We start from the raw sequence: 26,872 nt of genomic DNA, 5'->3' as shown, positions 1-26,872 counted from the left end.
CCAGGAATAATCAGGCTTCTTCGGAAGCGGGGGGATAAAAAGGGGGCTTGACAAAACGAAAAAGAGGAAAACTGTGCAAAACTGCAGCCCGGCAGATTCCCCGGCTCCGGAAAAAGGGGAGCCGCAGGCCCCCCATGCGGAGCGCCGGCGCGGGGATTTGCCGCGGTGTATGCTGAAAAGCCGGCGGCAGGCTTCCCTTCCCGCCGTCTCCATTACGGGTAAGCCATGGCTGATTTTTTTGATGCGGATTTTTTCGGGGCTGACGCGGCCGGATCTTCCAGGGGCCGCAGGCCCGCGGACGAGGCCCCGGGCCTGAGCGGGGCGGCCGGCGGGCCGCGGCCCGCCGCGCAGCCGGTTCTTACGGTCACGGCGGTCTGCCGCAGCTGGAGCGCCTCGCTGCAGAGAAACTTCCCGCCGGCCTGGGTCGGCGGCGAGATCGCCTCCTTCATGCGGGCCGCAAGCGGGCACTGCTACTTCGAGCTCAAGGATGCCTCGGCGCAGCTGCGCTGCGTGATGTTCCGCGGCAGCGCGGCCGGCCTCGCCTTCAGGCCCCAGCCGGGAGACCGCGTGGAGGTCTACGGGGCGCCCTCGATCTATGCCGCGCGCGGCAATCTGCAGCTGCAGGTGACCCGGATGCGCAGGGCGGGGCTCGGGGAGCTCTACGAGCAGTTTCTCAGGCTGCGCGAGAGGCTCGCCCGGGAGGGGCTCTTCGAGGCCTCGCTCAAGCGCCCCCTGCCTTTCATGCCCGCGACGATCGGCATCGTCTCGAGCCTCGCCGCGGCCGGCCTGCGCGACGTCCTGAAGACCCTCGAGAGGCGCGCGTCCTACGCCTCGATCATCCTCTACCCGGCTGCGGTGCAGGGCCGCGGCGCTTCCGCCGAGATCGTGCAGGCCCTCGGGGAGGCGGGCAGGCGGCGCGAGGCCGACGTGCTGCTGCTCGTGCGCGGCGGAGGCTCCTTCGAGGATCTCGCCTGCTTCAACACCGAGGAGGTGGCCCGCGCCGTGCGCTCTTGTCCGATCCCCGTGGTGACCGGCATCGGGCACGAGGTGGACACGACGCTTGCCGACCTCGCGGCCGATCTCCGGGCGGCCACGCCCACGGCCGCCGCCGAGCGGTGCGCGGCGGACGCCGGCGTGCTCTCCGGGCAGCTGCGGCAGCTCGCCTCAAGGCTGCGCGCCGCCGCCGAAAACGGACTCAATGTCCGCTACCAGAGGCTGGACGGGGCCTCGGCGAGGCTGCGCCCGCCCGGCTTTTACCTGCGCCAGCGCCGCGAGCGGCTCGAGTGGCTCGCCGAGCGGGCCCGCTCGATCGCGTCCGAGCGCCTGCAGTCCGAGGCCCTGAGGCTCTCGGAGCTTCGGAACGCGGCAGGCAGGGGCCTGAAGGACCAGGCCTCTGCCCGGGCCCAGGGGCTCGAGCGGCTCAGGGGGAGGCTGCTCGTCTGCGGCCGGAGCATTGCTGCGGATCGCGCCGAGAGGCTGCAGGGGCTCGAGCTGAGGCTCGCGCGGGTGAAGCCGCGCACCGCCGGGCGGCAGGCGCGCCTTACGCAGGCCGAGGCCCGGCTGCGGCTGAGGCTCAGCGGCGGCTTTGAGCAGCGGCGGCGCCGCTTCGAGGCCCTGGAGGCCCGCTTCCTCGCCATGGATTTCCTGAAAGTGCTGGGCCGGGGCTTTGCCGTGGTGGTTTCGGAAGGCGGCGCCGTGAAAAGCGCCGCGTCGCTGAAGGCAGGCGGAAAAATCAGGCTGATTTTCCGCGACGGCGAGGCCTGGGCGACGGTGGACGGCGTGCGGCTGGGCGAAGGGCTGCGGATGATGACCGGGAACGGGCGGGGGGAACCCGGTTCCTAGCGCGGCAGCCCCTGCACGCGCACCCCGGGCCTCAGCCCCCGCTTTTCCAGACTGCCCGCCGGCGCCTCGATGCCGTAGGCGGCGGGCTCGGGCGGACAGTGCAGGCGGGTCGAGAAGGGCTGCATCGGCTCCACGCTGATGACGCGCCCGTCTTCCGACACGAAGGCGATGGAAAGCGGCGCGGGGGTGTCCTTCATCCACATGCACCATCCCGAGGGGTGAGGGAAGACAAACAGCATCGCGCGGCCCTCGGGCAGGGCGGGCCGGCCCATGAGGCCGCGCTCGAGCTGGGCGCGCGAGCGGGCGACTTCGGCCTCAAGGACCGACCCGGCCGCCTCAAGCCGGACGGTTTCCGCCGCCGGGGCGCTCCCGGCAGACAGCCCCAGGGCCGCTGCGGCGGCGAGGCACCGGAGGAAAATTCCGAGCATAAAAAATCCGCCCCTTTCTTCTGAAAGAAACGGGCGGATCCGAGACCTGAAGCAGCTTATTCGGCCGGGGTGATGTTGGCGGCCTGCTTGCCCTTCGGCCCTTCAACCACGTCGAACGTGACGCGCTGGCCTTCCTTCAGGGACTTGAAGCCGTCCATCTTGATCGCGGAGAAATGAGCGAAGAGATCTTCACCCTTTTCATCCGGGGTAATGAAGCCGTAACCCTTGGCGTCATTAAACCACTTCACGGTACCAGTAGCCATTTGATAATTCTCCATCTGAAGCAAAAACCGCCCGGTTGCCCGACCATACGGGACGAACGGCGCAAACTTACCCGCGGAAAAGCCCGAAGGGTATGAGCAGCGAGCGTGATTACAGAGTACTGCCCATCAAGCTTACCGCACGAAATCAGACAATACGCCAACTGAAGAAAAGTTGCACAAGGGAAGAGGGATTTAACTAATAAAAAAATATCTTTCGTCAGGGATTCCCGCTTTTTGGCGGACCGCGGCCGGGCAAAAGGCTCACGCCCCGGCGTTTTTTTTAGCAGAATGGAGGAAGACGAAATCAATATAGAGACCTGAAGCCTCAGCAACCGATTCCAGATGAGCAAGAAAGACAGAGAAGAAGAGACCGACTGCGGCTGCCTCGCGCTTGCCGACAAAAAGACGCAGCTCTGGAGGCCGCGCCCCTGGTGCGTCTTTCTCCTGAACGACGACTACACGACCATGGATTTTGTGGTGAAGGTGCTGCGTTCGGTGTTCGGCCGCAGCCTCGAGGAGGCCGAGGCCATCATGATGAAGGTGCACCGCGAGGGCCGGGGGCTCGCGGGCGTCTATCCGCTGGACATCGCGGAGAGCCTGGCCGCGGAGACGATGGACAAGGCCCGCGCGGCGGGATTCCCCCTTCGCTGCGAAGTCAAGATACAGGGCGGAAAATGATAGACAAGCAGCTTGAAAAGAATTTCCAGAACATCTTTATAGCCGCCTCGTCCGAAAAATGCCGGCTGATCACGGTCGAGGCCCTGCTGCGCGAACTGCTCTCGAACGACGGTGTTTGCAGGGTGCTGGGCGCCTGCGGCTGCGACATCGCGCGGCTGCGCTGCGAGCTCGACGAGTTCGTCCGCACCCAGGTGCCGAAGCTGACGGGGCCGGAGGACGAGCCCCAGCCCTCGGTGGGCTTTCAGCGCGTGGTGGAGGGCGCCATGATGCATGTGCAGCAGTCCGAGCGGGCCGACGTCCTGCTGCACGGCGAAGACCTCCTGGTCGCGATTTTCGACGAGCCGGAGAGCTGGGCGGTCAGCTTCCTCACCGAGCAGGGGGTGACGAAGCTCCGGGTGACGGAGTGGCTGTGCCGTAACGGTTTTGCCGGCAGCCCGGACAGCCCCTGCCCCGGAGACGGGGAGGAAGAGGAGGAGGACGAAGCCGGGGCCGATGCCGCTGATGAAGCCGAGGCCGGCGCGTCTCCCTGCCGCGGCGCGCAGCGGCCTCCCAGGCGCCGCAGCGCCCTCGAGTCCTTTACCGTCAACCTCAATGAGAAGGCGGAGAAAGGGGGTCTTGATCCGCTGGTCGGCCGGGAGGAGGAAATCTGCCGGATGATCCAGATCCTCTGCCGGCGCAGAAAGAACAACCCGCTGCTCGTGGGCGAGGCGGGGGTCGGCAAGACGGCCCTGGCCGAGGGCCTGGCCGAGAGGATCGCCTCGGGCCGGGTGCCCTGCGTGCTCCGGAACCGCGTCGTGCGCTCGCTCAGCCTGGGCGGGCTCGTTGCGGGCACCAAGTACCGCGGGGACTTCGAGGCGAGGATCAAGGCCCTCCTTGACGAGGTGAAGGCGCATCCTGAGACGATCCTGTTCATAGACGAAATCCACAGCGTGATCGGGGCGGGCTCGAGCTCGAATTCGCAATCCCTCGACGCGGCCGATCTCTTCAAGCCCGCGCTCTCCGACGGCAGCCTGTCGTGCATCGGCGCCACCACCTACGACGAGTACCGGCGCATTTTCGAAAAGGACCACGCCTTCTCGCGCCGCTTCCAGAAGGTGGACGTGAAGGAGCCGAGCGAGGAGGAGACCTTCGAGATCCTTAAAGGGCTCAGGGGCCGATTCGAGAAGTTCCACGGGATCGCCTACAGCGAGGAGGCGCTTCGGGCCGCGGTGAAGCTCTCGCAGCGCTACATCAGCGACCGGCGGCTTCCCGACAAGGCGATTGACGTCATCGATGAAGCGGGGGCCGCGCAGCGGCTCCTCGCCCCGGGGGACAAGCCCACCGTGATCGGCCCCGGGGAGATCGCGGCCACCGTTTCCGCCATGGCCCGCGTGCCGGTGGACGCGGTAAGCGCGGGCGAGGCCGGCCGCCTGAAGAGCCTGGGCGAGTCGATCCGCAGCGCGATCTACGGGCAGGACGAGGCGGTCGACGCGGTCGTGAGCGCGATCCGCCTCTCAAGGTCCGGGCTGGGAGGCCACGACCGCCCCGTGGGCAGCTTCCTGTTCACCGGCCCCACGGGCGTCGGAAAAACCGAACTCGCCCGGCAGCTCGCCCGCGCTCTCGGCGTGGAGCTCATCCGCTTTGACATGAGCGAATACGCGGAGCCCCACTCGGTGAGCCGCCTGATCGGGGCGCCCCCGGGCTACGTGGGCTTCGAGCAGGGAGGACTGCTCACGGACGCGGTGGCAAAGCAGCCCTACGCGGTGGTGCTGCTCGATGAAATCGAAAAGGCGCATCCCGACATCTTCAACGTCCTGCTGCAGGTGATGGACCACGGCTCCCTCACCGACAACAACGGGCGGCACGCGGACTTCCGCAATGTCATCCTCATCATGACCTCGAACGCCGGGGCGAGGCTTGTCTCGAGAAACGTCATCGGATTCGGCGAGGCGGGCGGCGCGGGCGACGACACGGCGGAGATCAACCGCATCTTCCCGCCCGAGTTCCGCAACAGGCTCGACGCGATCGTGAGGTTCGATCCTCTCGGCGGGGAGCTCATCGCGAAAATCGTGGACAAGCTCCTTGCGGAGCTCTCCGAAAGGCTTGCCGCGAAAAAGGTGCGCGCCGTCTTCACCCCGGCGCTCAGAGCCTTCCTTGCGGAAAAAGGGGTCGATCCCCGGATGGGCGCGAGGCCCATGCGCCGGCTGGTGCAGGACAGGGTCGAGCGGCCGCTGGCCGACGAGTTGCTGTTCGGGCGCCTGCAGAAGGGCGGCTGCGTCACCGTCGGGTTCCAGGGCGGAGAGGTGACGCTGCGCTTCCCCCAGGAGGGCGGGGCCGCGCCCGCCGCGCGCGCGAAAAAAGCCCTCCGCGCTTAAGGGCGAAGGGCGGAGGGCGGGGGGCTTCAGGACAGGCCCGTGGAGCCGAATCCCCCTTCGCCCCTGCTGCTTTTTTCGAAGCTGTCGACCACGCGGAACTCCGGTTGGACCACAGGGACGATCACGAGCTGCGCGAGCCGCTCGAAAGGCTCGATCGTGAAGGCCGCATGGCTCCGGTTCCAGGCCGAGATCATGAGCTCGCCCTGGTAGTCCGAGTCGATCAGTCCCACGAGATTGCCCAGCACGATGCCGTGCTTGTGCCCGAGGCCCGAGCGCGGCAGCACAAGGGCCGCGTAGCGGGGGTCGGCGATGTGGATGGCAAGCCCCGTGCGGACCAGCTCGGTCTGCCCGGGCTCGAGCGTGAGGGGCCGCTCGAGCAGCGCCCGGAGGTCAACGCCCGCGCTGCCGCTCGTGGCGGGGCGGGGCAGGCAGGCGCGGATGCGCGGGTCAAGAATTCGAAGGTCGATCTGCATGCTGTGAAGAAAGGGAAAAAGTAGGTTTTAAAGAGGAGGTGGCGCTCAGTTCTTGCTTTTCACCGCGCCCAGGAAGCCGAGGAAGGCGACCGCCATGCCGAGCAGCACGAGCTCCTCGCGGTCGAGCGCGCCGCCGATCGCAAAGAGCGTGAAGCCGATGAAGGCCGTGAGGCCGCCGAAAGCGGCCATCGCCTGGCTGCGGCCCGCGCTGCGGGCGCGGCGCCGCATTTTCTCCTGGGGTGACTCCGGCAGTGCCGGGCCGCCCGGGGCGGGGCCGCTCTCCGGGGCTCCGCCCGGCAGCGAGATCCGGGCGAGCTCCTCGAGCGCGGAGCGATGCCGCCGCGGCGCAGCCGGGGACGGCGAGCCCTGGGAGCCCGCGATCTGCAGCGGGTCCAGGTTTCTGATGCGGCCGGCCTGCAGCGCCTGCAGGTAAGCCACGTAATCGCCATGGGGCGGTTCAAGTCCAAAGGGATCGTTCATTCGCTTCTCACTTCGATTGAGGGGGGGCTGCCCGACGCCTTCATCCTACTCCCCCGCCTGCGGCGGGGGAGGCCAAAAGGGGGGCTCTCTAGCGCCCGAGCGCGCCGGCCGCCCGGCGCAGAATGAACCGGGCCACCTCGTCCTTGCCCGCCGGGCCGAAGCTCTCGGCGCCTTCGCGGGTGACATAAAGAATCGTGTTGCGCTCCGAGCCGGCGGCGAGGTCGAAGCGGTTGCCGACGATCGCGTCGGCCTTTTTCACCTCGAGCTTTCTGCGCGCCCGCTCCTCGAGCCTGCTCGTCTCGGCGGCAAAGCCGATCGTGTAGGGGCGGAACTCAGGGCTCAGGGCGCCCACCTCGGCCAGAATGTCCGGATTTTCAACCAGCCTGATTTCCGGGGCCGCGTCCGTCTTGCGAAGCTTCTCGGCTGCCGCGCTGGCAGGCCTCCAGTCGCTCACGGCGGCCACGGACACGAAAAGCTCGGTCCCGGGCAGATGCCCGATCACGGCGCCGCGCATCTCCTGCGCGGTTTCGACGTCGATGCGCGTGACGCCCGCGGGGGTCTCAAGCGCGCAGGGGCCTGCGACGAGCGTGACGGAGGCGCCCGCCCGCGCGGCCTCGCGCGCGATCTCGAAGCCTTGGCGGCCGCTCGAGCGGTTGGTGAGGATCCGCACCGGGTCGATCGGTTCGGCGGTCGGCCCGGCCGTCACCAGCACCCGCCGCCCCCGGAGGTATTTTTCTGAAAAGAAGCCGATCACCCGCTCGAGGATTTCGCCCGGCTCGAGCATCCGGCCCGGGCCGCTGTCGCCGCAGGCGAGCCCGCCCGAGGCCGGCCCCCAGACGAGGCTGCCGTCCTCGGCGAGCTGCTCGATGTTTCTCAGGTTCGGGGGATTGCGCCACATGCGGGTGTTCATGGCCGGCGCGAAGGCCGCCGGGCAGCGCCGGGCGGCAAACAGCGTGCTCACGAGATCGTCTGCGATGCCCAGGGCGGCTTTGGCGATGATGTTGGCGGTCGCGGGCGCCACAAGAAGCAGCGAGGCCCCCTCGGTGGCCGTGATGTGAGGCATCGGCCCGCCGCGGCCGTCCCACTCCGAGACGGCGGCGGGGTGCCCGCTGAGCGCCTCGAAGGCGAGCGGCGTCACAAAGCGCGCAGCCTCCGCGGTCATCACCACGGAGACGTCGGCCCCGTTTTTCTTCAGCAGCCGCACGAGCTCGCAGCTTTTGTAGGCGGCGATGCCGCCGGTGACGGCAAGCACGATGCGGCGGTTCTCTAGGATCGGCATTGGAAGTCACTCCCGGCCGCCGGCTGCGGCGGCCACGGTCAAGGGGGAAAGTCCCCGTGAAGGCGCGCGCTTCGGGCCGGCGCCTTCAAAGGGGCGCGCCAGGGCGCGTTTTTCAGCGGCTGCGCGAAACGGTGTAGTCGATGATCGTCTCGAGCGCGTCCCGGTAGGGGCTTGCCGGCAGGGCCTGCAGGGCCTGCTTGCCGGCGCGGGCCTCCTGCGCGGCCCGCTCGAGCGAGGCCTCAAGCGCCCCGGTTTCGCGCACGATCGCGCTGATCGCCTCGAAGTCGCCGTGGCCCCGGCGGACCGCCTCCTCAATCATCGAGCGCTTTTCGGGCTGCGCGCGCTGCATGGCGTAGATGAGCGGCAGCGTCACCTTGCCTTCCTCGAGGTCGGCCCCCAGGTTCTTGCCGGTCACGGCCGCATCGCCCGCGTAGTCGAGGTAGTCGTCGGCGATCTGGAAGGCGTAGCCCAGGCGCCGGGCGTATTCCGCGAGGGCCTTTTCCTCCTCTTCGGAGGCCTCGGAGACCGAACAGGCGATGAGAGCGGCGCACTCGAAGAGGCAGGCGGTCTTGCGCTCGATCACCTGGTAGTAGCGGTCGATCCCGACGGCCGGGTCGTGCGCGTTGTCCATCTGCAGGACCTCGCCCTCGGCCAGGCGGTTGGCGGCCGCTGCGATTTCGGCCATCGCCCGGAGGTTGGCGGTCTTCACCATCATCTGGAAGGCGCGGGTGTAGAGGAAGTCGCCCACGAGCACCGCGGTCGGGTTGTCCCAGCGGGCGTTCGCGGTGGGCTTGCCGCGCCGCATGTCGGCCTCGTCCACCACGTCGTCGTGCATCAGCGTCGCGGTGTGCAGGATCTCGATCACGGCTCCGAGGTACACGGGCTTGTCGCCCGTGCAGCCCAGGGCTCCCGCCGTCAGCAGCACGAGGGCGGGGCGCATGCGCTTGCCCCCAGAGCTCGTGATGTAGTCGGCGACTTCGGCGACACGGCGGATTTCGCTGCCCAGCTCGCGGTGGATGGTCTCGTCGACCCGCTTCATGTCGGAGGCGATGAGGTTCATGGCGGCTTTGAGGCCGGCTCTGGAGATGATGTTTTTCAGCATGATGAAGGCATTATACGAAGTTTGCGGCGCCTCCCGCCGCTGCACGGCGCGCCGCAAAAAAACGCCTCCGGAAAAAACCGGAGGCGCAGGACCGGGCTGCAAAGGGGCGGGGGTCCGCCCGCCTTTTCAGCTGCGGCCGCTTTTCATCTCCTTCCGGCACAGCAGCGCCACCCCGGCCACGATGGCCGCGTCGGCGATGTTGAACGCGGGCCAGTGCAGCGAGCCGATGTGGAAGTCGAGAAAGTCTGTGACGGCGCCCGCGAGGAGCCGGTCGGCGAGGTTGCCGAGCGCGCCTCCGATCACAAGCGCGCAGCCCGTGCACAGCAGGGCGTCCGTCCGGTGCCTGAGGATGAGCGCGGCGAGGAAGGCGGAAATGCCGAGGGCGGCCGCGCCGAAGAAAAGCTGCTGCCAGCCGCCCGCGTCGGCGAGAAACGAGAAGGCGGAGCCGGTGTTGCGCAGCAGCACGAGGCTGAAGAATCCCGTCACCTCGATCCATCCGTCGGCGAGCGCCTCGTTCGCCCAGGCCTTGGCGGCCTGGTCGGCCGCAAAGACCGCCAGGGCGATCAGAAACCAGCGGGCCGCGCCGCCTGTCCTGCTGCTTGGCTTCATCGGCTGTCCTCCGGGGCCTCAGGCCTTCGTGCGGGTCTCTCCCGCCCCGAAGAGGTTCTCGACGCAGCGCGGGCAGAGGTCCGGATGGGCGGCGTCGGAGCCGACGTCCTCCTCATAGTGCCAGCAGCGCAGGCACTTCTTCGCGCGGCTCGCCTCGGCGGTGCAGGCCGTGGGAGAGCCTTCCTTGCCCTGCCGGAGTTCGGCGCGGCTCGTCACCATGACGAACTTCAGCTCGTCGCCCAGGCCCGCCAGCGCCTTGTAGGTGTCGCCCGAGGCGGTAATGCAGACGTTTGCCTGCAGCGACGAGCCCACCGCTCCGGTTCCCCGCAGGTCCTCCACCGTCTTCTGCACGACGGCGCGGGCCTCGCGGATGAGGGCCCAGCGCGCGAGCAGCTCGCGGGCCTGCGGAATCTCGGGCAGGCTGTGGTGCGTCTCGGTGAAGATCGTGCCGGTCTTGTTCGGGCTGAAGACCGCGAAGGCCTCCTCGGCGGTGAAGGTGAGCACCGGGGCCATGAGCCGCAGGTAGCTCGCCGTGATGTGCCACAGCGCGGTCTGGGCCGAGCGGCGGGCGAGGCTCTTCGCCCCGCAGGTGTAGAGCCGGTCCTTGAGGATGTCGAGGTAGAAGCTGCCCAGGTCGTCGGAGGCGAAGGAGTGCAGCCTCGAGACCATCGTGTGGAACTCGCAGCGGTCCGCGTCGGCGATCACGTCGCGCTGGAGCTGCGCGGCGCGCGCGAGCGCCCAGCGGTCGATGTCGAGCATCTGCGCGACCGGAACGGCGTCGCGCTCGATGTCGAAGTCGCTCGTGTTGGCCAGCAGGAACCGCAGCGTGTTGCGGATGCGCCGGTAGGAGTCGACGACGCCCTTCAGAATGGTCTTGCCGAGGCGCAGCTCCCCGGTGTAGTCGGTGGAGGCGACCCACAGGCGCAGGATTTCAGCCCCGAACTTGTCGGAGATCTCCTGCGGGCGGACGACGTTGCCCTTCGACTTGGACATTTTCTCGCCGTTCTCGTCCACCGTGAAGCCGTGGGTGAGCAGCGCGTTGTAGGGCGGGCGGCCGTCGAGCATCGAGGCGGTGAGCAGCGAGCTGTGGAACCAGCCGCGGTGCTGGTCGGAGCCCTCAAGGTACATGTCGGCCGGGAAGCCGAGATCGTCCTTGTGGCTGCCGCGCATCACCGTGTAGTGCGTGGTGCCCGAGTCGAACCAGACGTCGAGCGTGTTGTTGGTCTTCTCGTAGAGCTTCGCCTCGTCCTCGGGCATGAAGTCCTCGGCCTTCGCCGTGGTCCAGATCTCAATGCCGCCTTTTTCGACCTTCTTCGCGACCTCTTCCATGATTTCGAGCGTGCGCGGGTGCAGCTCTCCGGTCGCCTTGTTCACGAAGAAGGGCATCGGCACGCCCCAGGTCCTCTGGCGCGACAGGCACCAGTCGGGGCGGTTCGCGATCATGGCGTGCAGCCGGTTGTAGCCCCAGGGCGGATAGAACTTCGTCGCGTCCACGCCGCGCAGCGCGATCTCGCGCAGCGGCTCGGGCTCGGGGGCCCCTTCGGGCTGCAGCACGCCCCTGGTGTCGGGCGTCGAGCGGTCCATCCTCACGAACCACTGGGAGGTGGCCCTGAAGATGAGCGGCGTCTTGTGGCGCCAGCAGTGCATGTAGCTGTGGACGATCGAGTCCTCGTTGAGCAGGTTGCCGGCAAGCCGCAGCGTGTCGAGCACCTTGCGGCCGGCCTTCCAGATGTTCATGCCGCCGAAAAGCGGCAGCGAGGCCGCGTAGGTGCCGTCGTTCTGCACGGGGCTCAGGATTTCGTCGTTCTTCATCCCGTAGGCCTTGCAGGTGTTGAAGTCGTCCACGCCGTAGGCGGGGGCGGAGTGCACGATGCCCGTGCCGGCGGTGGCGTCGACGTACTCGGCCAGGTAGACGGGCGAGCAGCGGTCGTAGCCCTTGTCCATCTGCGCGAGCGGATGGCGGAAGCGGATCATCTCGAGCGCGCGGCCCTTCGTGACGGCCAGCGTCCGGCCGGTCATTCCGTAGCGCTTGAGGGCCTCTGCGGCGAGCTTCTCGCACAGGATGAGCAGCCTGTCGCCCGTGTCGATCAGGGCGTAGTCGAGGTCGGGGTGGACGTTGAGGGCCTGGTTGGCCGGAATGGTCCAGGGCGTCGTGGTCCAGATCACGGCCGCGGCGGGCTTCGTGACGGCCACTCCGAAGGCTTTCTCGAGCTTCGCGCGGTCCTCTTCTAGCAGCGGGAAGGCGACGTCGAGCGTGGGGCTCTTGATGTCCTTGTACTCGACCTCGGCCTCGGCCAGCGCGCTCTGGCAGTCGAAGCACCAGTTGACGGGCTTCAGGCCGCGGTAGACGTAGCCCTTGGCCATGATCTTCGCGAGGGCGCGGATTTCCGTCGCCTCGGTCTCGTGGCGCAGCGTGAGGTACGGGTGGCCCCAGTCGGCGAGCACGCCGAGCCGCTTGAAGTCCTTCATCTGGCGCGCCACCTGCTCGTGGGCGTAGGCGCGGCACTTGCTCTGGCGCTCCAGAACGGGGATGTTCTTCCCGTACTGCTTTTCGATCTGGATCTCGATGGGCATGCCGTGGCAGTCCCAGCCCGGCACGTAGGGCACGTCGTAGCCCTCGAGCAGCTTCGACTTGTTGATGATGTCCTTCAGGATCTTGTTAACAGCGTGGCCGAGGTGGATGTCGCCGTTCGCATACGGGGGGCCGTCGTGCAGGATGAACTTCTTCGCTCCCTGGCGGGCCCGCCGCACCACGTGGTAGAGGTCCTTGCGGTCCCACTCGTCGATCCAGCGCGGTTCGCGCTGGGGAAGGTTTCCGCGCATCGGAAACGGCGTATCCGGCAGGTTGAGCGGATACTTCCTCGTCTGATTGTCGCTGTTGGCCATGTTCTGTTAATCTCCCGGCCCCCTCGGGCTCTTCGGTTGGATTAAGTGTTGGAGGGACGCTCTTCGAAGGCCCGGCCGGGGCCTCCCTGCGTCTCCGAGAAAAAGGCGCGGGCCGCAGCCTCGTCGCCCCTGATGCCGGCCCTGAGCTCCTCAAGGCCGGAAAACTTGCGATTGTCCCGCAGCTTGCGCACGAGCCGCACCTGGATCATCCGGCCGTAGGCGTTTCCCCTCCAGCCGAGCACGTTCGTCTCGCAGGTGTAGCGCAGCCGCTCGCCCAGCGTCGGGCGGCAGCCGATGCTCGTGATGCCGGGCAGGGGCCGGTCGGCCAGCCCGCAGACCCAGGAGGCGAACACTCCTTCGGCCGCGGGCCTGGAGCGGCAGCCGGGCGGCAGCGGCCTCAGGTTGAGGGTGGGAAAGCCGAGCTTCCTGCCCATTTCCTCGCCGTGCCCGACGCGGCCCGTGATCGTGCAGGGGTGTCCCATCAGGCGCTCGGCCTCCTCGAGATCCCCGGCGGCAAGCAGCCCGCGCAGCCTCGAGGAGGAGACGCAGCCGCCGTCCTCGCGCAGCACTTCGGGCGCGAACACCTCGATGCCGAGCGGCTCGCAGAGCCGCCGCAGGTCGCCGGCCGTGCCGCTGCCCCGGCGCCCGAAGGTAAAGTTCGAGCCCACGGCGACGAAGGCCGCGTGCAGCCTCGCGCCAAGGATGCCGCTTACGAACTGCTCGGGGGTCATGTCCGCGAGCGCGCGGGTAAAGCGCGCGACGCAGGCCATCTCCGAGCCGTAGCGGGAGAAAAGCGCGATTTTGTCGCGCAGGGTCGAGATGCGGGCCGGAGCGCTGTCCGGGCAGAAGAACTCCTTCGGGTGCGGCTCGAAGGTGAGCGCGCAGGCCGTGACCCCGGGGTGCGAGACGGCGAAGTCCGCCGCGCCGCGCAGCAGCACCTGGTGGCCGCGGTGCACGCCGTCGAAATTGCCGATCGCGACGGCCGTGCGGGCCGCGGCGCGCTGCGGGGGGAAGCCTAGGAAGACCTTCATGGGAGGAGGAAACTGCGTCCGTTTCTGTGGGAACAAAGAGCAGACATTATACCGGCCGCGGGATCCGGCTGCGAAGTGCAGCCCCGGCCTTCCGTTACAATAGCGTCATTATGAAAAACATCGTCATTTTGATTTCCGGCCGGGGCTCCAACTTCGAGGCGATTCTGCGCGCAAGCCGCGAGCAGCGCTGGGAGCAGAACCCGGGGGCCCGCATCGCCGCGGTCATCTCCAACCGCCCCGGCGCCCGCGGGCTGGAGACGGCCCGGCGCGAGGGGATCCCCGCGGTCGCCGTGGACCACAAGCTCTTCCCGACCCGCGAGGCCTTCGAGGAGCGGCTCGCCCAGGAGGTCGACCGGTTCGAGCCCGACCTCATCGTGCTCGCCGGCTTCATGCGGATTCTCACCGAGCGGTTCGTCGCGCCGCGCGAAGGGAAGATCCTCAACATCCATCCGGCGCTGCTGCCGCTCTTCAAGGGCCTCGACACGCACCAGAGGGCGATCGACGCGGGCGTGCGCGTTCACGGCTCGACCGTGCACTTCGTGTCCGCGGCGCTCGACGGCGGGGCCATCATCGGGCAGGCCGTCGTGCCGGTGCTGCCGAGCGACACCGCCGAGACCCTGGCCGCACGCGGGCTCGAGCTGGAGCACGTGCTCTATCCGCGCGTGTGCCGCGCGGTGCTCGAGGGCCGCGTCCGCCTCGAGGGCGGCCGCGCGGTGATGGACGACGACACCGCCCGGGAGCTTGCGATTTTCGCCTGAACGGCCTTTCGTGCTTTTGTTCAGGAAACCTGTTTTCATCGGCCGCCCGCTTTCCGCCCTGATCGGGAAAGAGGCGGCCTGCATTTTTGCATTCTGGAGGCTTTGAGCTATGGGCATGCCCGGACAGCGGAACAGACACTTCGAGGGGAGAGCCGGGGCGCGCGGCAAAGGACGCGGCGCCTCCCGTCCCCGGGCGGCGGGCGCGGGGCGGCCGGGCGGCGGCCGCGGCCCCCGCGGCGAGGCCGTGGCGGGGACGCCGTTCATCGTGGGGCACCTCGCCGACGCGCTGCACATGGTGCTTAAGCTCGACGGCCCGGCCGACGTGCTGTTGTCGCTTTATTTCAGAAAAAACCACGAGCTCGGGTCGCGCGACCGGGGCCTGGTGGCTGAAACCGTGTACTACGCGCTGCGGCACCTCGCCTCGATCGCCTGGGCGATGGCGCCGGCCGTGCCCGAGCGCTCGCCGCGGCTTGCCGCCCTCGTGGCGCTCGCCCTGCGCTTTGGCCGCGGGCAGATCTCCGAGGCCGCCGCGGGGCGCGACGCCGCCGCGCTCGACGCGGTTCTCGCAAAGGCCAAGGACGTCAGTGAGGCCCCGGCCCCGGTGCGCGCGGAGCTGCCCGACTGGCTCTACGACAGGATCAGGGCGCAGTACCCCGACGCCGAGGCCTTCTTCCGCGCGATCGCCCAGCCCGCGCCGCTCGACCTGCGCGTGAACTCCCTCAAGGCCGACCCGAAGTCCGTCGCGGAGGAGTTCGCCGAGCGCGGCGTGCAGGCCTCCCCGATGCACTACTCGCCCGACGGGCTGAGGCTCGCCGAGAAGGTGGGCATCGGCTCCTGGCCCGTCTACCGCGAGGGCCGCGTCGACATCCAGGACGAGGGCAGCCAGCTCATCGCGAGGCTGCTCGCGCCCTGCCGCAGGCTGATGGTCTGCGACTTCTGCGCGGGCGCGGGCGGAAAGACCCTCGCCATCGGGGCGCTCATGAAGTCGACCGGATCGCTCTACGCCTTCGACGTGAACGCGAAGCGGCTCGCCGGCATGGTGCCCAGGCTCCGCCGCTCGGGCCTCACCAACGTGCACCCGATAGCGATCCGCGACGAGTACGACCGCCGGCTCGGCCGCCTGATCGGAAAATTCGACCGCGTGCTGGTCGACGCCCCGTGCACCGGCACGGGGACGCTGCGGCGCAATCCCGACCTGCGCTGGCGGCTTTCGGTGGCGGAGCTCGAGCGCATCAACGCGGTCCAGGCCTCTGTGATCCGCTCGGCGGCCCGCCTCGTGAAAAAAGGCGGCCGGCTCGTCTACGCGACCTGCTCGGTGCTGCGCGAGGAGAACCAGGGCGTGGTCGAGGCGTTCCTCGCCGAGCACCCGGAGTTCGAGCTGCGCAGCGCCCCGGACATCCTCGCCGCCCAGAAGGTGCCTTTCACAGCCGAGGAGCGCGAGAGGATGGGCAGCTATTTCGTCATGCTCCCGCAGGCCAACGCGACCGACGGCTTTTTCTCCGCGGTGCTTGAGCGGGTGGCCGAGGACCCGGCGCGGGCCGCGCACGAGGGCGGGGCCCCCCGCGGCCGCTGAAAAAAAAGAGGGCCCGCCCGAAAGGCGGGCGCTCCGGGGGACAAAAAAGCCGCGCTGGGGTGCCCGCGCGGCTTTTTTGGTAAATAGAAAACTCCCAGCTAGGCTGGGAGTTCAGTAAAGCTTATAGCTTTGCACAAAAAACAACTCCTCCGAGTTTGGTAAAAAGAGCAATGCGGTCTAGCCACTGCATTTGCTCCAGCCTAACTAAGAGGAGTTGCGAGAATGAATGATACAAAAACCTTGGCGCACACGACGTGGAACTGTAAGTACCACATCGTGTTTGCGCCAAAGTATCGCCGGCAGGTGTTTTACGGCGAGAAAAAGCGGGCTGTCGGAGAAATACTTCGCAAGCTCTGCGAGTGGAAGGGCATCAACATCGTAGAAGCGGAGTGTTGCCCGGATCACGTGCATATGCTGTTGGAAATGCCCCCGAAGTACAGCGTCTCAGCAGTTGTGGGGTATCTCAAGGGGAAAAGCAGCCTAATGATTTACGAGCAATTTGCGAATTTGAAATTTAAGTACCGAAACCGAGAATTTTGGTGCAGAGGGTACTACGTGGACACGGTTGGCAAAAACAAGACCAAGATCGCGGAGTACATCAGACACCAACTGGATGAAGACAAACTGGGTGCCCAATTAAGCATGCCGTTTGCCGAGGACCCATTCAAGGGCAGGTAATCTGCAAATAGCCCGTTTTACGGGCGGCTGGCAGCAGATATGCGAATGACAGACGCATGAGCGCCCGTTTGGGCGCGGCTGGTATGAGAGCCTTTCAGGCGCTCAGGGAGAACCACCAGCTATGCTGGTGGGTCTCTCTTGAAGCATATGCGCACAAAAAAACCGGATGGAGCGAGCCATCCGGTTTTGTGAGGAAAGTGCAGCCCGAAATTACTTGAGCTTGGTTTCCTTGTAGATCACGTGCTTGCGGGCCACCGGGTCGTACTTGCTGAACTCCAGCTTGCCCGTAGTGGTGCGCTTGTTCTTCGTGGTCGTATAGAAGTGACCGGTACCGGCGGTCGACTCCAGCTTGATCTTTTCGCGATTTCCCTTTGCCATGGTGAAGCTCCTGAATTACATCTCACCGCGGGCGCGGAGATCCGCTAAAACCGCATCGATACCAACCTTGTCAACCGTCCGCAGACCCGCCGTCGTCAAACGCAGGCGGACCCAACGGTTTTCGCTCTCAACCCAGAAACGACGATACTGCAGGTTGGGCATGAAGCGACGCTTGGTTTTATTGTTCGCGTGCGAGACGGTATGGCCGACCATCGGCGCCTTGCCGGTGACTTGACACACTCGTGCCATCGCTATCTCCAGTTCAAAATGATAAAAAAACGCCGGGTGCTGAGGAAGCAAAAGTTATCTCGCACGCAATGGCGTTGCTGAAAACATTAATTATACGTCAAAAAATATTTATTTGCCACAAGCGGCAACTGCTCTTCCGGAGTCCGCGGCGAAGTGCCTCTCCTGCGGCCGGAATTTTTCAACGCGGGTCGGATTGTATACGAACCGAGGCGATCGCGCATCAGGAGGAATACTGCCGCCTCTTTTAAAATACGCGGAAGGCGCCGCCCGGCAGAGGCGCGGCGCTTTCCCTCATAAGGAGCTTGCGATGGTGAAAATCCTGCTCGCCCAGCCCCGCGGATTCTGCGCGGGCGTCGACCGCGCGATCGCGATCGTCGAACGGGCGCTTGAAATTTACGGCCGCCCGATCTATGTGCGCCACGAGATCGTGCACAACCGCACCGTGGTCGAGCGGCTCAGGCGCCGCGGCGCGGTGTTCATCGACTCGCTCGCGGACGTGCCCGAGGGGGCGACGCTCGTGTTTTCGGCGCACGGGGTGCCGCTCGCGGTCGAGCGCGAGGCGAGAAGCCGCGGTCTGAGGGTTTTTGACGCCACCTGCCCGCTGGTGACCAAGGTGCACCGCGAGGTGGCCCGCATGCGCGAGGCGGGCCGCGTCGTCATCATGATCGGGCACCGCGGGCACCCGGAGGTCGAGGGCACCATGGGGCAGGCCGAGGGCGGCATGGAGCTCGTCGAGACCGCCTCCGATGTCGCCGGCCTGAAGGTTCCCGCGGGCGCGAAGACCGCCTACGTCACGCAGACGACGCTCTCGCTCGACGACTCCGAGGAGGTCGCCCGGGCGCTGCGGCGGCGCTTTCCGGACATCGACCGCCCGAAAAAGGACGACATCTGCTACGCGACGCAGCACCGGCAGGACGCCGTGAAGCGGCTCGCCGCGGCCGTGCAGCTCGTGCTCGTGATCGGCTCCTCGACCAGCTCGAACTCCAACCGCCTGCGCGAGGTGGCCGAGCGCGTCGGCGTGCCCGCGCACCTGGTCGACACGGCCGGCGACGTGCGGCTCGAATGGCTCGAGGGGATCGAGCGGATCGGCATCACGGCGGGCGCCTCGGCTCCCGAGCCGCTCGTGCGGGACGTGGTCGAGCGGATCCGCAGCGCCTGCGGAGGCGCCCTGGTCGAAGAGCAGGAGGGCGAGCGCGAGTCGCTGGTCTTCCCGCTGCCCAAGGGGCTCTGGGACCGGGACCTCGAGGCGGCCCGCGCCGCCCGGGCGGCGCCCGCAGGGGAGGCCTCATGAGGCGGTCCTCGGCGGGCCGCGCGGTGCGGCTGCTGCGCTGGCCGTTTGCCGACGTCGAAATCCTCGCCGACGGCTCGGGGATGCTCTCGGGCGTGGAGGTGTATCCTCCCGGAAGCCGTCCGGAGGCCTCCGCGACCTGCGGCTCGGAATCGGTGGAGAGGGCGCGCGCCGCGCTTGAAGCCTATGCCGAAAATCCGCAGAGCCTCGACTGCAGGGACTGGACGGACGAGCCCTGCCTCGCGCGCGGGAGCGCCTTCGAGCAGCGGATCTGGCGCGCTCTCGCCGCCATCCCCTGCGGGGCGACCGAAACCTACGGGGAGCTCGCCGCCCGGGCGGGCAGCCCCGGGGGCGCCCGGGCCGCGGGGCACGCCGCCCGGACGAACCCGCTCGCGATCCTGCTGCCCTGCCACCGCGTGGTGGGGGCCTCGGGGCTTGTGGGCTACCACGGGCGCACGGACGGGCCGTTTTTGGAGGTGAAGCGGGCGCTGCTCCTGCGCGAGGCCGAGCAGACGATCCGCTGGTGGTTTTAACTGTCAGGAAAAGACCGGAAGAAATGTCAAAGGAAAAACATGTGAGCGCGACGCCCGCTACGGACTGGCTCAAGGCGCACAAGGTCGACTTCAGGCTGCACACCTATGGCTTCGTGCCTCACGGCGGGACCGACCAGGCGGCGAAGGAGCTCGGGGTCGACCCCCACATCATGATCAAGACCCTCATCATGGAGGACGAGAACGGCGAGCCGCTTGTGATACTGATGCACGGCGACTGCGTGGTGTCGACGAAGAACCTCGCCCGCCAGGTGGGCCGCAAGCACATCGCGCCCTGCGAGCCGGAGCAGGCGCAGCGCAATTCCGGCTACTTCGTGGGCGGCACGAGCCCCTTCGGGACCCGGAAGCGGATGCCCGTCTACGTGCAGGACACGGTGGCGCAGCTGCCCGTGATCTACATCAACGGCGGCCGCCGCGGGGTGATCGCCGAAATGGCGGGCAGCGTCCTCACCGAGGTGCTGAAGGCGGTCCCGGTGCACGTCGCGAACCCCAAGGAATGACGGCCTCCCGGTAAAGCCTGCCGCGGGCGGAATGTTTCCGCCGCGGAAAGTGGAGTTTCCAAAACTGCCTAGCGGCGGAGCCCCTCCGGTTCCTACACTGGTTTCAGCCCTGAAGAGCCCTCTCGCGCGGACCGACGCGCGGGGGCGAAGGTTCGGGCGTTCCCAGATTCCTTCCCGGAAAAAGAGAGGCAGACATGAAGAAAAGGAAGTTCCTTTTGTGCGCCGGCGCCGTCCTGATGGCTTTCGCCGCGGCATCCCAGGCCCAGGTTTACACAGGCACGGCCCAGGGCAAGAAAGGTCCGGTTGCGGTCGAGGTCACTCTGGAGGGCGGCGCGATCCGCAGCGTCCGCGTGACGAGCCAGCATGAAAGCCCCGGGATTTCCGACCCGGCCATCGCCGCTGTGCCCGCGGCGATTGTGAAGCATCAGTCTCTCAACGTTGAAGCGGTGAGCGGCGCGACGGTCACCTCCAACGCGATCATCGCCGCTGTAGCCGACGCGCTTTCAAAATCAGGCTCCGGGCTGAGCCGGTACCGGGCGGCCCCCAAAGCCGCCTCCGGGCGTGCGGCCGCGGCCCATGAGACGGTCTCCGCGGACGTGGTGGTTCTCGGCACCGGCGCGGCGGGCCTCGCGGCGGCCGATACAGCCGCCGTCAAAGGCGCGCGCCGGGTGCTCGTCCTTGAAAAACAGGGCGTCCTCGGCGGCTCCACCGGACTGTCCTCGGGCTGCGTGCTGCGCGCGACCGACGGCCGCGATGCCGACAACAGCTTCTCGCCTGACACGATGTTCCGCTACATCATGGGCCGTTCGAACGGCAAAGCCTATGCGCCCATGGTCCGGAAAATCGCAGACATGTCCAACGGCACCTACCACTGGATCAAGGATCTCGGCGTGAAGTTCACGTCCTTCAAGCCCGTGTATCCGGGCTATCCGGCGCTTCGCCTCGAGAACCCGGACCCGGAGGGAAAATTCGCCCGCACGAGCGGCATGTACATCGTGAAGGCCCTCCACCAGGACGCGCTCAGGCACCATGTGGTCTTCCGGATGCAGACGCCTGCGCAGAGCCTGATTTATAAGAACGGAAAGGTGACCGGCGTGATCGCCCGCACGCCCGGGGGCGGCAGGCTCACGGTGAATGCCCGCTCGGTGGTGATCGCAACGGGCGGCTTTAACCGGGATCCGGACCTGCAGCGCCAGTATGCGGGCCCCACGGTGGGACTGCCGGACGAAACCTCTCACGGCAACACGGGCGACGGCCACAAGATGGCGATGGCGGTCGGCGCAGACACCGTGTTCCAGGGCGGCAAGGGCACGATGCTGTCGGTGCGGGCTGACGCAACCGCGGGGATTCCGAAAAATTTCCTCTATGTGGACGGGCGGGGCCGCCGCTTTGTGAACGAGGCCGGGTTTTACGATGACATCGGCAAGGCGATGGTGCTCAATGACTCCAAGCGGTACTTCCGCGTCTACGACAGCAGCGAGGATACCGCGGGCCTTGAGAAGGCCGCGCGCGAAGGCAGGGCCCTCAAGGCTTCAACCCTTGAGGAGCTTGCCGACCGGATGCGCATTGACCGGAAAGCCTTCCGCAGGACGGTCGAGCGCTACAACAACCTGCCCTCGGATGTCGATTTCGGCAAGCCCGACAAGCTGCTCACCGGGGTGAGGAAGGCGCCGTTTTATGCGATTCACGCAGAGCCTGAAATCGTCGCCTCCTTCGGCGGGCTGAAGACCGATGAAAACGCGCGGGTGCTTAACAGGAACGGCGCCCCGATCGCCGGGCTCTACGCGGCCGGCGAAGTCGCGAACGGCATTCTCTACGACGACTGCTACGCCTATACGGGCGTGTCCATCCAGAGCTCGCTCTCAACGGGGCGCATCGCGGGCGAGGAGGCAGCGAAGGGGCTCCTGCGCTGAAGGCTTGAAACCCGGAGCTTCCCCTGCGAAGCTCCGCCGCGGCGGGCTTTCACTCTCCGAAGCCCGGTGCGGCGGAGCCCCGCAGGGGCGTGTTTTTTATAATGGATAAAAGCCCGTGCGCGCCTGCGCCGGGCGAAGAAGCGGAGCGCGCCCGTGGCCGTAGACATTACTGACAATCTCCTGGTCTGGAAAGTGATCGACGCCGTGTCCCGCACCGGCTCGCTCACCGGCGCGGCAATTGAGCTCGGCCTGGAGCTCCCGCATGTTTCCAGGCTTGTCTCCCAGCTTGAGTCCGCGATGGGGGTGAGCATGCTCGAGCGCACGTCAAAGCCCGTCCGGCTGTCCGAGTTTGCGGACAAGCAGCTTCCCCTCATCCGCCGCATGATCCGGATTTCCGAGCAGATTGAAAGGGAGGCGGAGTGCTGCCGGCATGCGAATCCGTCCGTGCGCATACGCTTCGGGCTTGCCACGGTGCTGCTGGCCCGGCATGTGCTCGAGATGCTGCGCAGCTACGAAGCCGGACACCCCGGAACCCGGGTCGAGGTGAAGCCCGACAACTCGCTCGACTCCCTCTTCAAGGGAAAGGCCGACATTGTTTATCTATACGGCCATGCAGACAATCCGCTGCTCTATGAGCTGCCGTGCGTGCGCTGCGCGAACTGCCTCGTCGCGACGCCGGCCTACCTGAAGCGCCGCGGCACGCCCCTGCGGGTGGAGGATCTCGCGCGCCACACGCTGCTGCTTTCGCAGCGCAGCGACGTGCCGGCGACCTCGAGGCTGATCTGCGGCAGCGAGGAATTTTCCCTTGACTCGCTCGAGCACTGGGTCTTCGACCCCCGCAGCGGGCGCCGGGAGCTGATCGGCCGGGCCGGCGGGCCGGGGCCGGAAAAGCGCAGCAGCGACGAGTACGTGAGCTATGCCGCCGTCATGAACGATCAGGGCATTGCGGTCGACATTCCCCTCAGCTTTCTTGAGCCCAGGCTGAAGGCGGGGCTTCTGGTGCCCGTGCTGCCGGGCTGGCACCGGCCGGTCTAGCACAAGCATGTCGCCATCCTGCGCAGCAGCCTGAAAAACATCGAGCTGCTCAGCTTTGCAAACTGGTTCCGGCAGCAGGAGGCCCGGACCGGGGGAGTCCGGTGGCGCCGGATATACCGGGAGTTCGGTCTGCCCGTGGAAAGCGTCCTCGATGCGGACGGGCCTCTGGCGGCCGGGGAAAAGGCCGCTTCGCAGTCCGCGGCCTGATCGGAAGAACGACGAAGGTGGGGAAAAAGAAGGGGCGCCCTCCGGCGCCCCGTTTCCTTGTTCTTCTGCTTTCAGAGCTCTGCCGCGCCGTCCGGGTGCGCGGCCTCGGTGAGCGTCCAGCGGGGCTTGGCCGTGAAGGCGAGGCGGTGGCGGCAGGCCTCGCGCTCTTCTTCCGTCATGGCCTCGAGCCGCTTCAGGCCCGCCACGGCGATCATCGCGCCGTTGTCGGTGCACAGGGCGAGGGGCGGAAAGAAGATCTTCCCGCGGCGCGCCTCGACGGCGGCGGTGAGCGCGGCCCGCAGCTGCTTGTTCGCGCTCACGCCCCCGGCGACCACGAGCGAGCTGAGCCTGGTTTTCTTCAGCGCCCGCACGGCCTTCGCGGTGAGCACGTCGGTCACGGCGTCGACGAATCCGCGCGCGACGGCGGCCCGGAACTGCGGATCCTCCGGGTGTTCGGCCCGGGTGACGGTGTTGAGGACCGCGGTTTTGAGCCCCGAGAAGCTCATGTTGAGGTCCGGGGAGTGGATCATCGGGCGCGGGAACTCAAAGGCGCCGGGGCGCCCTTTTTCGGCCAGCGCGGACACCGCGGGGCCGCCCGGGTAGCACATGCCGAGCAGCTGCGCGGTCTTGTCGAAGGCCTCGCCCGCGGCGTCGTCGAGCGTCTCGCCGAGCAGCTCGTAGCTGCCGAAGCGCTGCACGCGCATGAACTGGGTGTGTCCGCCCGAGACGAGCAGCGCCACAAACGGGAAGCGGGGAGCCGGGTCGGCCAGCAGCGAGGCGAGCAGGTGCCCTTCGAGATGGTGAACCCCGATCACGGGCAGCCCGAGCGCGTAGCCGATGGCGTGCGCGACCGACACGCCGACGAGCAGCGCCCCGGCCAGCCCCGGGCCCTCGGTGACGGCGACCGCGGAGAGGTCGCCGCGGCTGCGGCCCGCCTCCTCGAGCACTTCGTCGGTGAGCGCGAGCACGCGGCGGATGTGGTCGCGGCTCGCAAGCTCGGGCACCACCCCGCCGAAGGCGCGGTGCATGTCGATCTGGGTGTGGATGCGGTGGGCGAGCAGCCCCAGGCCGGAGTCGATCAGGGCGACTCCGGTCTCGTCGCAGGAAGATTCAATACCTAGGATAAGCATGGCCGTATTGTAAACGAGCCGGCTCCGGTCCCGTCCGGGGGGAGGGTTTCTCCTGCGCGGCCCCGGTCCTGCTGCGCTACACAAAGCCTTTTATTTGTGAGAGAATCACCAGTCTGCCGTTTCCCTCCGCGGAGGGAAGCGCAGGGTTTTATTGTTTTTTGGGAAAACACTCTTCCCTTTCATCATTAATAAAGGTTTTTACTCAATGCCAACCATTCGCGTCAAGGAAAACGAACCCTTTGAAGTCGCCCTGCGCCGTTTCAAGCGCACCATCGAGAAGTCGGGCCTGCTCACCGAGCTGCGCGCCCGCGAGTTCTACGAGAAGCCCACGGCCGAGCGCAAGCGCAAGAAGGCTGCCGCCATCAAGCGCCACTACAAGCGTCTGCGCAGCATGATGCTGCCGAAGAAGCTCTACTAATTCCACACACCAGCGTTAATTTTTCAGCATCCAGGCAGGAAAATGGCTCTCAGGGAACAGATTCAGTCTGATATGAAGGACGCCCTTCGCGCCCACGACAGCGCGAGGCTCAACGCGATCCGCATGCTCTGGTCTGCAGTGAAGCAGAAAGAGGTGGACGAGCGCGTGACCGCCGACGACGCCATCATCACGGCCCTCATCGCGAAAGCGGTGAAGGAGCACCGCGACTCCGTCGCGCAGTATGAGAAAGGCGGCCGCCAGGATCTCGTCGACAAAGAGAACTTCGAGATCAAGGTTCTGACCGGCTATCTGCCCAAGCCCCTCACGGAAGACGAAGTGAAGGCGGTCATCGACGAGGCGATCGCCAAGACGGGCGCCTCGGGGCTGGCCGGCATGGGCCGCGTGATGGGCGCGGTGAAGCCCAGGCTCACCGGCCGCACCGACATGAGCCGCGTCTCGGCCCTGGTGCGCGAGCGCCTGACGGCCGGCAAGCAGGCCTGAGGAAAGAAAAACGCTGAGCCGCGGGCCCCGCCCCCGGCATTGTTCAAACGCATTGAGTTGCTCCGGGTGAAGGAGGTGTTTCCGCCCGCGAGCCCGAACGCCCGGAATGGTCTAGACTGTCCGGGCGTTTTTTCTGCCCCTGCCCTTCAGTTTTCTCCACAAGCCCGCCCCGGGAGGCCCGCGCGATGATCCCTGAGTCGTTTATCAAAGACCTGCTCGACCGCGTCGACATCGTCGATGTCGTCTCGCGCTTCGTCACGCTCAAGAAAAAGGGCATCAACTGGTTCGGGCTGTGCCCCTTCCACCACGAAAAGACGGGCAGCTTCTCGGTCAACCAGAGCAAGCAGTTCTACAAGTGCTTCGGCTGCGGGGCCCACGGCAACGCGATCGGCTTTCTCATGCAGTACAAGGGCATCAGCTATCCCGAGGCGATCCGGGAGCTCGCCGCGGAGGTCGGCATGCAGGTGCCCGAGGAGCCGGGCTCGAGGCGGCGGCGCGAGAAGACCGAGTCGCTCACCGAGCTCATGGACCGGGCCCGCGGCTTTTACGCGCTCGAGCTCAGGAAGTCTCCCGCCGCTTTGGCCTACCTCCAGGGCCGGCAGATTTCCGAGGCGACGCAGGCGAAGTTCAGCCTCGGGTACTCGCCGGACGCCTGGCAGGCGCTCGAGGCGCTCTTCGGGGCGCACTACGGCGACAAGGCTCTCGAGGACTGCGGGCTTGTGATTTCGAAGGACGGGCACCGCTACGACCGCTTCCGCGGCCGGGTGATGTTCCCGATCCGCAATCCGCGCGGGCAGGTGATCGGCTTCGGCGCCCGCGTGATGGGCCAGGGCGAGCCCAAATATCTGAACAGCCCGGAGACCGACATCTTCAGGAAGGGCCAGGAGGTCTACGGCCTCTGGGAGGGGCGAGAGGCCATCCGCAGGGCCGGGCGGGCGATCGTCTGCGAGGGATACATGGACGTGATCCAGCTCTCGCAGGCGGGGTTCGGCGAGGCGGTGGCCGCGCTCGGCACGGCGATCGGCCAGGCCCACATCAGGAAGCTCTTCAAGATCGTTCCGCGCATTTATTTTTCCTTTGACGGGGATGCGGCCGGCCGGCACGCCGCGCGGCGGGCCCTCGAGCAGGTGCTGCCCGTGATCGAGGACACGCTCGAGGCCCGCTTCGTGCTGCTGCCCCCGGAGCACGACCCCGACAGCCTCATCAAGGCCGAGGGGCCGCAGGCCTACGAGCGCGAGCTCGAGCACGCCTTCCCGCTTTCCGCCTTTCTCGTGAATTCGCTCAAGGAGGGCAAGGCGATGGGCTCGCCCGAAGGGCGCGCCCAGTTCGTGAGCGAGGCCAAGCCGCTGCTCGCCTCGCTCACCCACGCCCCGATGCTGCGCCGGCAGCTGCTCGGATCGCTCGCGATGGAGGTCCAGATGGCGCCCCAGGAGCTCGCCGAGCTCATCGGGATCCCGACCCTCGTCGCCGCAGAGCCGAGCCAGGCTCAGCGGACAGGCTGGGCCCCTGGCCGGGCGGCCGCGGCCCCGGCCCCAGGCTTCGGGCGCTTTGCCGCCGGGCGCAGGCAGGGGGCGGTGCCCGTGCCGGACCTGCGCGAGAAGATGCTGCGCTGCCTGCTCGCCTGGCCCGAACTCGGGCGCGAGTTCTCCGGACAGATGGAGGACTGGGTGGCGGGCGGCCGCACCGAGCTCGACCGCCGGCTGCTCGAGGTCTGGAGAGCCTGCTGCGGCACCGAGGACGACGCTCCGCAGACCAGCGGCGCGCTGCTCAACGCGCTGCGCGACAGCCCGAACCTCGAGCTCTACCAGTCGCTGCTCGACCGGGAGCTCGAAATCGAGACCACGCTCGAGCAGGCCCGCGGGAGCCTGAACCTCGCCTTTCTCAAGATCGCCGAGGGGGAGCTGCGACGGCGCTGCCAGGAGGCGGGCGCGAAGGAGCCCTTCGACGAGGAGCTCTACAGGTCGCTCGCGAAGCGCCTGGCCGAGGTGAGCCGGGAGATCCGCGAGGCGGGCTCGGGCGAAGGCGCGCCCCGGCGCGAGCCGTCCGCGGGGATCTGAGGCGGCGGCCCTCCTGCCTCCGGGCGGGGCCGGGGAAGAGCCCGGCGCCGCAGGCCCGCCGGAAAATTTTCCTGTCAGGAAAAGAGGGGCCTGTGTTATAATTTCATCTATATTTGCCTGCAGAAACGGCAGCGTTTCGCGCAGGGGCGCCCAGGAGACACCATGGTCGGAGGCGCCGGCACAAACTTTTTCCAGCAGCATCGAGCGCGAG

Annotated in this window: 26 protein-coding genes; 14 read left to right on the top strand and 12 right to left on the bottom strand. The window is 67.3% G+C overall.

Annotated elements, in window-relative coordinates; translation table 11 throughout:
• Positions 1 to 225 precede the first annotated feature (225 nt).
• On the top strand, positions 226 to 1,842 hold the full coding sequence (gene xseA / locus MUN46_RS00865) for an exodeoxyribonuclease VII large subunit (protein WP_243377169.1): 1,617 nt from the start codon (positions 226 to 228) through the stop codon (positions 1,840 to 1,842).
• On the opposite strand, the gene MUN46_RS00860 is transcribed toward xseA, so the two are convergent.
• Both MUN46_RS00860 and cspD read right to left on the bottom strand, forming a co-directional pair.
• Positions 1,839 to 2,270 (bottom strand): DUF192 domain-containing protein, encoded by a 432-nt coding sequence (locus MUN46_RS00860; protein WP_243377168.1) that lies wholly within the window; start codon positions 2,268 to 2,270, stop codon positions 1,839 to 1,841. The genes xseA and MUN46_RS00860 overlap by 4 nt on opposite strands.
• 56 nt (positions 2,271 to 2,326) lie before the next feature.
• Positions 2,327 to 2,533: a cold shock domain-containing protein CspD gene (cspD, locus tag MUN46_RS00855; protein ID WP_237980261.1), complete on the bottom strand. Its 207-nt coding sequence runs from the start codon at positions 2,531 to 2,533 to the stop codon at positions 2,327 to 2,329.
• A gap of 342 nt (positions 2,534 to 2,875) precedes the next feature.
• Between cspD and MUN46_RS00850 the strand changes: the two genes are divergently transcribed.
• Positions 2,876 to 3,211, top strand: coding sequence for an ATP-dependent Clp protease adaptor ClpS (locus tag MUN46_RS00850; RefSeq protein ID WP_243377167.1), 336 nt, complete (start codon positions 2,876 to 2,878; stop codon positions 3,209 to 3,211).
• Positions 3,208 to 5,565: an AAA family ATPase gene (locus MUN46_RS00845; protein ID WP_243377166.1), complete on the top strand. Its 2,358-nt coding sequence runs from the start codon at positions 3,208 to 3,210 to the stop codon at positions 5,563 to 5,565. The genes MUN46_RS00850 and MUN46_RS00845 overlap by 4 nt, the downstream gene beginning before the upstream one ends.
• A 26-nt stretch (positions 5,566 to 5,591) precedes the next feature.
• Here the strand turns inward: MUN46_RS00845 and dut are convergent, their stop codons facing one another.
• From dut to MUN46_RS00810, 7 genes are all read right to left on the bottom strand, one after another.
• Entirely contained in the window at positions 5,592 to 6,038 is a 447-nt protein-coding gene (dut, locus tag MUN46_RS00840) for a dUTP diphosphatase (protein ID WP_243377165.1), read from the bottom strand.
• A gap of 45 nt (positions 6,039 to 6,083) precedes the next feature.
• Complete coding sequence (locus MUN46_RS00835) at positions 6,084 to 6,518, bottom strand: hypothetical protein (protein ID WP_243377164.1); 435 nt, start codon at positions 6,516 to 6,518, stop codon at positions 6,084 to 6,086.
• 88 nt (positions 6,519 to 6,606) lie between these two features.
• Complete coding sequence (gene coaBC, locus MUN46_RS00830; protein WP_243377163.1) at positions 6,607 to 7,797, bottom strand: bifunctional phosphopantothenoylcysteine decarboxylase/phosphopantothenate--cysteine ligase CoaBC; 1,191 nt, start codon at positions 7,795 to 7,797, stop codon at positions 6,607 to 6,609.
• A 112-nt stretch (positions 7,798 to 7,909) separates the two neighbouring features.
• On the bottom strand, positions 7,910 to 8,899 hold the full coding sequence (locus tag MUN46_RS00825) for a polyprenyl synthetase family protein (protein WP_243377162.1): 990 nt from the start codon (positions 8,897 to 8,899) through the stop codon (positions 7,910 to 7,912).
• A 126-nt stretch (positions 8,900 to 9,025) separates the two neighbouring features.
• Entirely contained in the window at positions 9,026 to 9,508 is a 483-nt protein-coding gene (gene lspA / locus MUN46_RS00820) for a signal peptidase II (RefSeq protein WP_243377161.1), read from the bottom strand.
• An 18-nt stretch (positions 9,509 to 9,526) separates the two neighbouring features.
• Positions 9,527 to 12,394 carry an isoleucine--tRNA ligase gene (gene ileS / locus MUN46_RS00815; protein WP_243377160.1) on the bottom strand — a complete coding sequence of 956 codons (2,868 nt, stop codon included), beginning with the start codon at positions 12,392 to 12,394 and terminating at the stop codon, positions 9,527 to 9,529.
• A gap of 41 nt (positions 12,395 to 12,435) precedes the next feature.
• Complete coding sequence (locus tag MUN46_RS00810) at positions 12,436 to 13,425, bottom strand: bifunctional riboflavin kinase/FAD synthetase (RefSeq protein ID WP_243377159.1); 990 nt, start codon at positions 13,423 to 13,425, stop codon at positions 12,436 to 12,438.
• A gap of 110 nt (positions 13,426 to 13,535) precedes the next feature.
• Here MUN46_RS00810 and purN point away from each other — a divergent pair, with 110 nt between their 5' ends.
• From purN to tnpA, 3 genes are all read left to right on the top strand, one after another.
• On the top strand, positions 13,536 to 14,183 hold the full coding sequence (purN, locus tag MUN46_RS00805; protein ID WP_243377158.1) for a phosphoribosylglycinamide formyltransferase: 648 nt from the start codon (positions 13,536 to 13,538) through the stop codon (positions 14,181 to 14,183).
• A 115-nt stretch (positions 14,184 to 14,298) separates the two neighbouring features.
• Positions 14,299 to 15,756: an RsmB/NOP family class I SAM-dependent RNA methyltransferase gene (locus MUN46_RS00800; protein ID WP_243377157.1), complete on the top strand. Its 1,458-nt coding sequence runs from the start codon at positions 14,299 to 14,301 to the stop codon at positions 15,754 to 15,756.
• Positions 15,757 to 15,978: 222 nt separating this feature from the next.
• Positions 15,979 to 16,434 (top strand): IS200/IS605 family transposase, encoded by a 456-nt coding sequence (gene tnpA / locus MUN46_RS00795; protein ID WP_285230522.1) that lies wholly within the window; start codon positions 15,979 to 15,981, stop codon positions 16,432 to 16,434.
• A 210-nt stretch (positions 16,435 to 16,644) separates the two neighbouring features.
• Here the strand turns inward: tnpA and rpmG are convergent, their stop codons facing one another.
• On the bottom strand, positions 16,645 to 16,812 hold the full coding sequence (gene rpmG / locus MUN46_RS00790; RefSeq protein ID WP_237980285.1) for a 50S ribosomal protein L33: 168 nt from the start codon (positions 16,810 to 16,812) through the stop codon (positions 16,645 to 16,647).
• A gap of 15 nt (positions 16,813 to 16,827) precedes the next feature.
• Positions 16,828 to 17,061 carry a 50S ribosomal protein L28 gene (gene rpmB / locus MUN46_RS00785; protein ID WP_237980287.1) on the bottom strand — a complete coding sequence of 78 codons (234 nt, stop codon included), beginning with the start codon at positions 17,059 to 17,061 and terminating at the stop codon, positions 16,828 to 16,830.
• Positions 17,062 to 17,368: 307 nt separating this feature from the next.
• Between rpmB and ispH the strand changes: the two genes are divergently transcribed.
• The 5 genes from ispH to MUN46_RS00760 all read left to right on the top strand — a co-directional run bounded on the left by ispH (position 17,369) and on the right by MUN46_RS00760 (position 22,348).
• The gene (ispH, locus tag MUN46_RS00780) at positions 17,369 to 18,352 is read left to right on the top strand and encodes a 4-hydroxy-3-methylbut-2-enyl diphosphate reductase (protein ID WP_243377541.1); all 984 of its coding nucleotides are present in this window, start codon (positions 17,369 to 17,371) and stop codon (positions 18,350 to 18,352) included.
• On the top strand, positions 18,349 to 18,882 hold the full coding sequence (locus tag MUN46_RS00775; protein WP_243377543.1) for a methylated-DNA--[protein]-cysteine S-methyltransferase: 534 nt from the start codon (positions 18,349 to 18,351) through the stop codon (positions 18,880 to 18,882). Before ispH ends, MUN46_RS00775 begins: the two co-directional genes overlap by 4 nt.
• A 23-nt stretch (positions 18,883 to 18,905) precedes the next feature.
• A complete protein-coding gene (locus tag MUN46_RS00770; protein ID WP_243377544.1) occupies positions 18,906 to 19,400 on the top strand; it encodes an aminoacyl-tRNA deacylase in 495 nt (164 codons plus the stop codon).
• A gap of 194 nt (positions 19,401 to 19,594) precedes the next feature.
• Positions 19,595 to 21,313 carry an FAD-dependent oxidoreductase gene (locus tag MUN46_RS00765; protein WP_243377545.1) on the top strand — a complete coding sequence of 573 codons (1,719 nt, stop codon included), beginning with the start codon at positions 19,595 to 19,597 and terminating at the stop codon, positions 21,311 to 21,313.
• A 153-nt stretch (positions 21,314 to 21,466) separates the two neighbouring features.
• Positions 21,467 to 22,348 carry a LysR family transcriptional regulator gene (locus MUN46_RS00760; RefSeq protein WP_243377546.1) on the top strand — a complete coding sequence of 294 codons (882 nt, stop codon included), beginning with the start codon at positions 21,467 to 21,469 and terminating at the stop codon, positions 22,346 to 22,348.
• Between the two features lie 278 nt (positions 22,349 to 22,626).
• Here the strand turns inward: MUN46_RS00760 and tsaD are convergent, their stop codons facing one another.
• The gene (gene tsaD, locus MUN46_RS00755; RefSeq protein ID WP_243377547.1) at positions 22,627 to 23,685 is read right to left on the bottom strand and encodes a tRNA (adenosine(37)-N6)-threonylcarbamoyltransferase complex transferase subunit TsaD; all 1,059 of its coding nucleotides are present in this window, start codon (positions 23,683 to 23,685) and stop codon (positions 22,627 to 22,629) included.
• Positions 23,686 to 23,890: 205 nt separating this feature from the next.
• Here tsaD and rpsU point away from each other — a divergent pair, with 205 nt between their 5' ends.
• The 3 genes from rpsU to dnaG all read left to right on the top strand — a co-directional run bounded on the left by rpsU (position 23,891) and on the right by dnaG (position 26,661).
• Positions 23,891 to 24,103 carry a 30S ribosomal protein S21 gene (gene rpsU / locus MUN46_RS00750; RefSeq protein WP_008811706.1) on the top strand — a complete coding sequence of 71 codons (213 nt, stop codon included), beginning with the start codon at positions 23,891 to 23,893 and terminating at the stop codon, positions 24,101 to 24,103.
• Positions 24,104 to 24,145: 42 nt separating this feature from the next.
• Entirely contained in the window at positions 24,146 to 24,604 is a 459-nt protein-coding gene (locus MUN46_RS00745) for a GatB/YqeY domain-containing protein (protein ID WP_243377549.1), read from the top strand.
• A gap of 185 nt (positions 24,605 to 24,789) precedes the next feature.
• Positions 24,790 to 26,661 (top strand): DNA primase, encoded by a 1,872-nt coding sequence (dnaG, locus tag MUN46_RS00740; RefSeq protein WP_243377550.1) that lies wholly within the window; start codon positions 24,790 to 24,792, stop codon positions 26,659 to 26,661.
• The last annotated feature ends 211 nt before the right edge of the window (positions 26,662 to 26,872 follow it).

The organism is Mesosutterella faecium, assembly GCF_022809315.2.
In the GTDB taxonomy this organism is placed as follows: Bacteria; Pseudomonadota; Gammaproteobacteria; order Burkholderiales; family Burkholderiaceae_F; genus Mesosutterella; species Mesosutterella faecium.
The sequence above is the reverse complement of the archived record's forward strand: the minus strand, read 5'-3'. Positions and strand labels throughout refer to the sequence as shown.

Excerpts from the sequence above, each read along its gene's own strand:
- xseA (WP_243377169.1), top strand. The coding sequence starts at position 226 with ATGGCTGATTTTTTTGATGCGGATTTTTTCGGGGCTGACGCGGCCGGA.
- MUN46_RS00860 (WP_243377168.1), bottom strand. The coding sequence starts at position 2,270 with ATGCTCGGAATTTTCCTCCGGTGCCTCGCCGCCGCAGCGGCCCTGGGG.
- cspD (WP_237980261.1), bottom strand. The coding sequence starts at position 2,533 with ATGGCTACTGGTACCGTGAAGTGGTTTAATGACGCCAAGGGTTACGGC.
- MUN46_RS00850 (WP_243377167.1), top strand. The coding sequence starts at position 2,876 with ATGAGCAAGAAAGACAGAGAAGAAGAGACCGACTGCGGCTGCCTCGCG.
- MUN46_RS00845 (WP_243377166.1), top strand. The coding sequence starts at position 3,208 with ATGATAGACAAGCAGCTTGAAAAGAATTTCCAGAACATCTTTATAGCC.
- dut (WP_243377165.1), bottom strand. The coding sequence starts at position 6,038 with ATGCAGATCGACCTTCGAATTCTTGACCCGCGCATCCGCGCCTGCCTG.
- MUN46_RS00835 (WP_243377164.1), bottom strand. The coding sequence starts at position 6,518 with ATGAACGATCCCTTTGGACTTGAACCGCCCCATGGCGATTACGTGGCT.
- coaBC (WP_243377163.1), bottom strand. The coding sequence starts at position 7,797 with ATGCCGATCCTAGAGAACCGCCGCATCGTGCTTGCCGTCACCGGCGGC.
- MUN46_RS00825 (WP_243377162.1), bottom strand. The coding sequence starts at position 8,899 with ATGCTGAAAAACATCATCTCCAGAGCCGGCCTCAAAGCCGCCATGAAC.
- lspA (WP_243377161.1), bottom strand. The coding sequence starts at position 9,508 with ATGAAGCCAAGCAGCAGGACAGGCGGCGCGGCCCGCTGGTTTCTGATC.
- ileS (WP_243377160.1), bottom strand. The coding sequence starts at position 12,394 with ATGGCCAACAGCGACAATCAGACGAGGAAGTATCCGCTCAACCTGCCG.
- MUN46_RS00810 (WP_243377159.1), bottom strand. The coding sequence starts at position 13,425 with ATGAAGGTCTTCCTAGGCTTCCCCCCGCAGCGCGCCGCGGCCCGCACG.
- purN (WP_243377158.1), top strand. The coding sequence starts at position 13,536 with ATGAAAAACATCGTCATTTTGATTTCCGGCCGGGGCTCCAACTTCGAG.
- MUN46_RS00800 (WP_243377157.1), top strand. The coding sequence starts at position 14,299 with ATGCCCGGACAGCGGAACAGACACTTCGAGGGGAGAGCCGGGGCGCGC.
- tnpA (WP_285230522.1), top strand. The coding sequence starts at position 15,979 with ATGAATGATACAAAAACCTTGGCGCACACGACGTGGAACTGTAAGTAC.
- rpmG (WP_237980285.1), bottom strand. The coding sequence starts at position 16,812 with ATGGCAAAGGGAAATCGCGAAAAGATCAAGCTGGAGTCGACCGCCGGT.
- rpmB (WP_237980287.1), bottom strand. The coding sequence starts at position 17,061 with ATGGCACGAGTGTGTCAAGTCACCGGCAAGGCGCCGATGGTCGGCCAT.
- ispH (WP_243377541.1), top strand. The coding sequence starts at position 17,369 with ATGGTGAAAATCCTGCTCGCCCAGCCCCGCGGATTCTGCGCGGGCGTC.
- MUN46_RS00775 (WP_243377543.1), top strand. The coding sequence starts at position 18,349 with ATGAGGCGGTCCTCGGCGGGCCGCGCGGTGCGGCTGCTGCGCTGGCCG.
- MUN46_RS00770 (WP_243377544.1), top strand. The coding sequence starts at position 18,906 with ATGTCAAAGGAAAAACATGTGAGCGCGACGCCCGCTACGGACTGGCTC.
- MUN46_RS00765 (WP_243377545.1), top strand. The coding sequence starts at position 19,595 with ATGAAGAAAAGGAAGTTCCTTTTGTGCGCCGGCGCCGTCCTGATGGCT.
- tsaD (WP_243377547.1), bottom strand. The coding sequence starts at position 23,685 with ATGCTTATCCTAGGTATTGAATCTTCCTGCGACGAGACCGGAGTCGCC.
- rpsU (WP_008811706.1), top strand. The coding sequence starts at position 23,891 with ATGCCAACCATTCGCGTCAAGGAAAACGAACCCTTTGAAGTCGCCCTG.
- MUN46_RS00745 (WP_243377549.1), top strand. The coding sequence starts at position 24,146 with ATGGCTCTCAGGGAACAGATTCAGTCTGATATGAAGGACGCCCTTCGC.
- dnaG (WP_243377550.1), top strand. The coding sequence starts at position 24,790 with ATGATCCCTGAGTCGTTTATCAAAGACCTGCTCGACCGCGTCGACATC.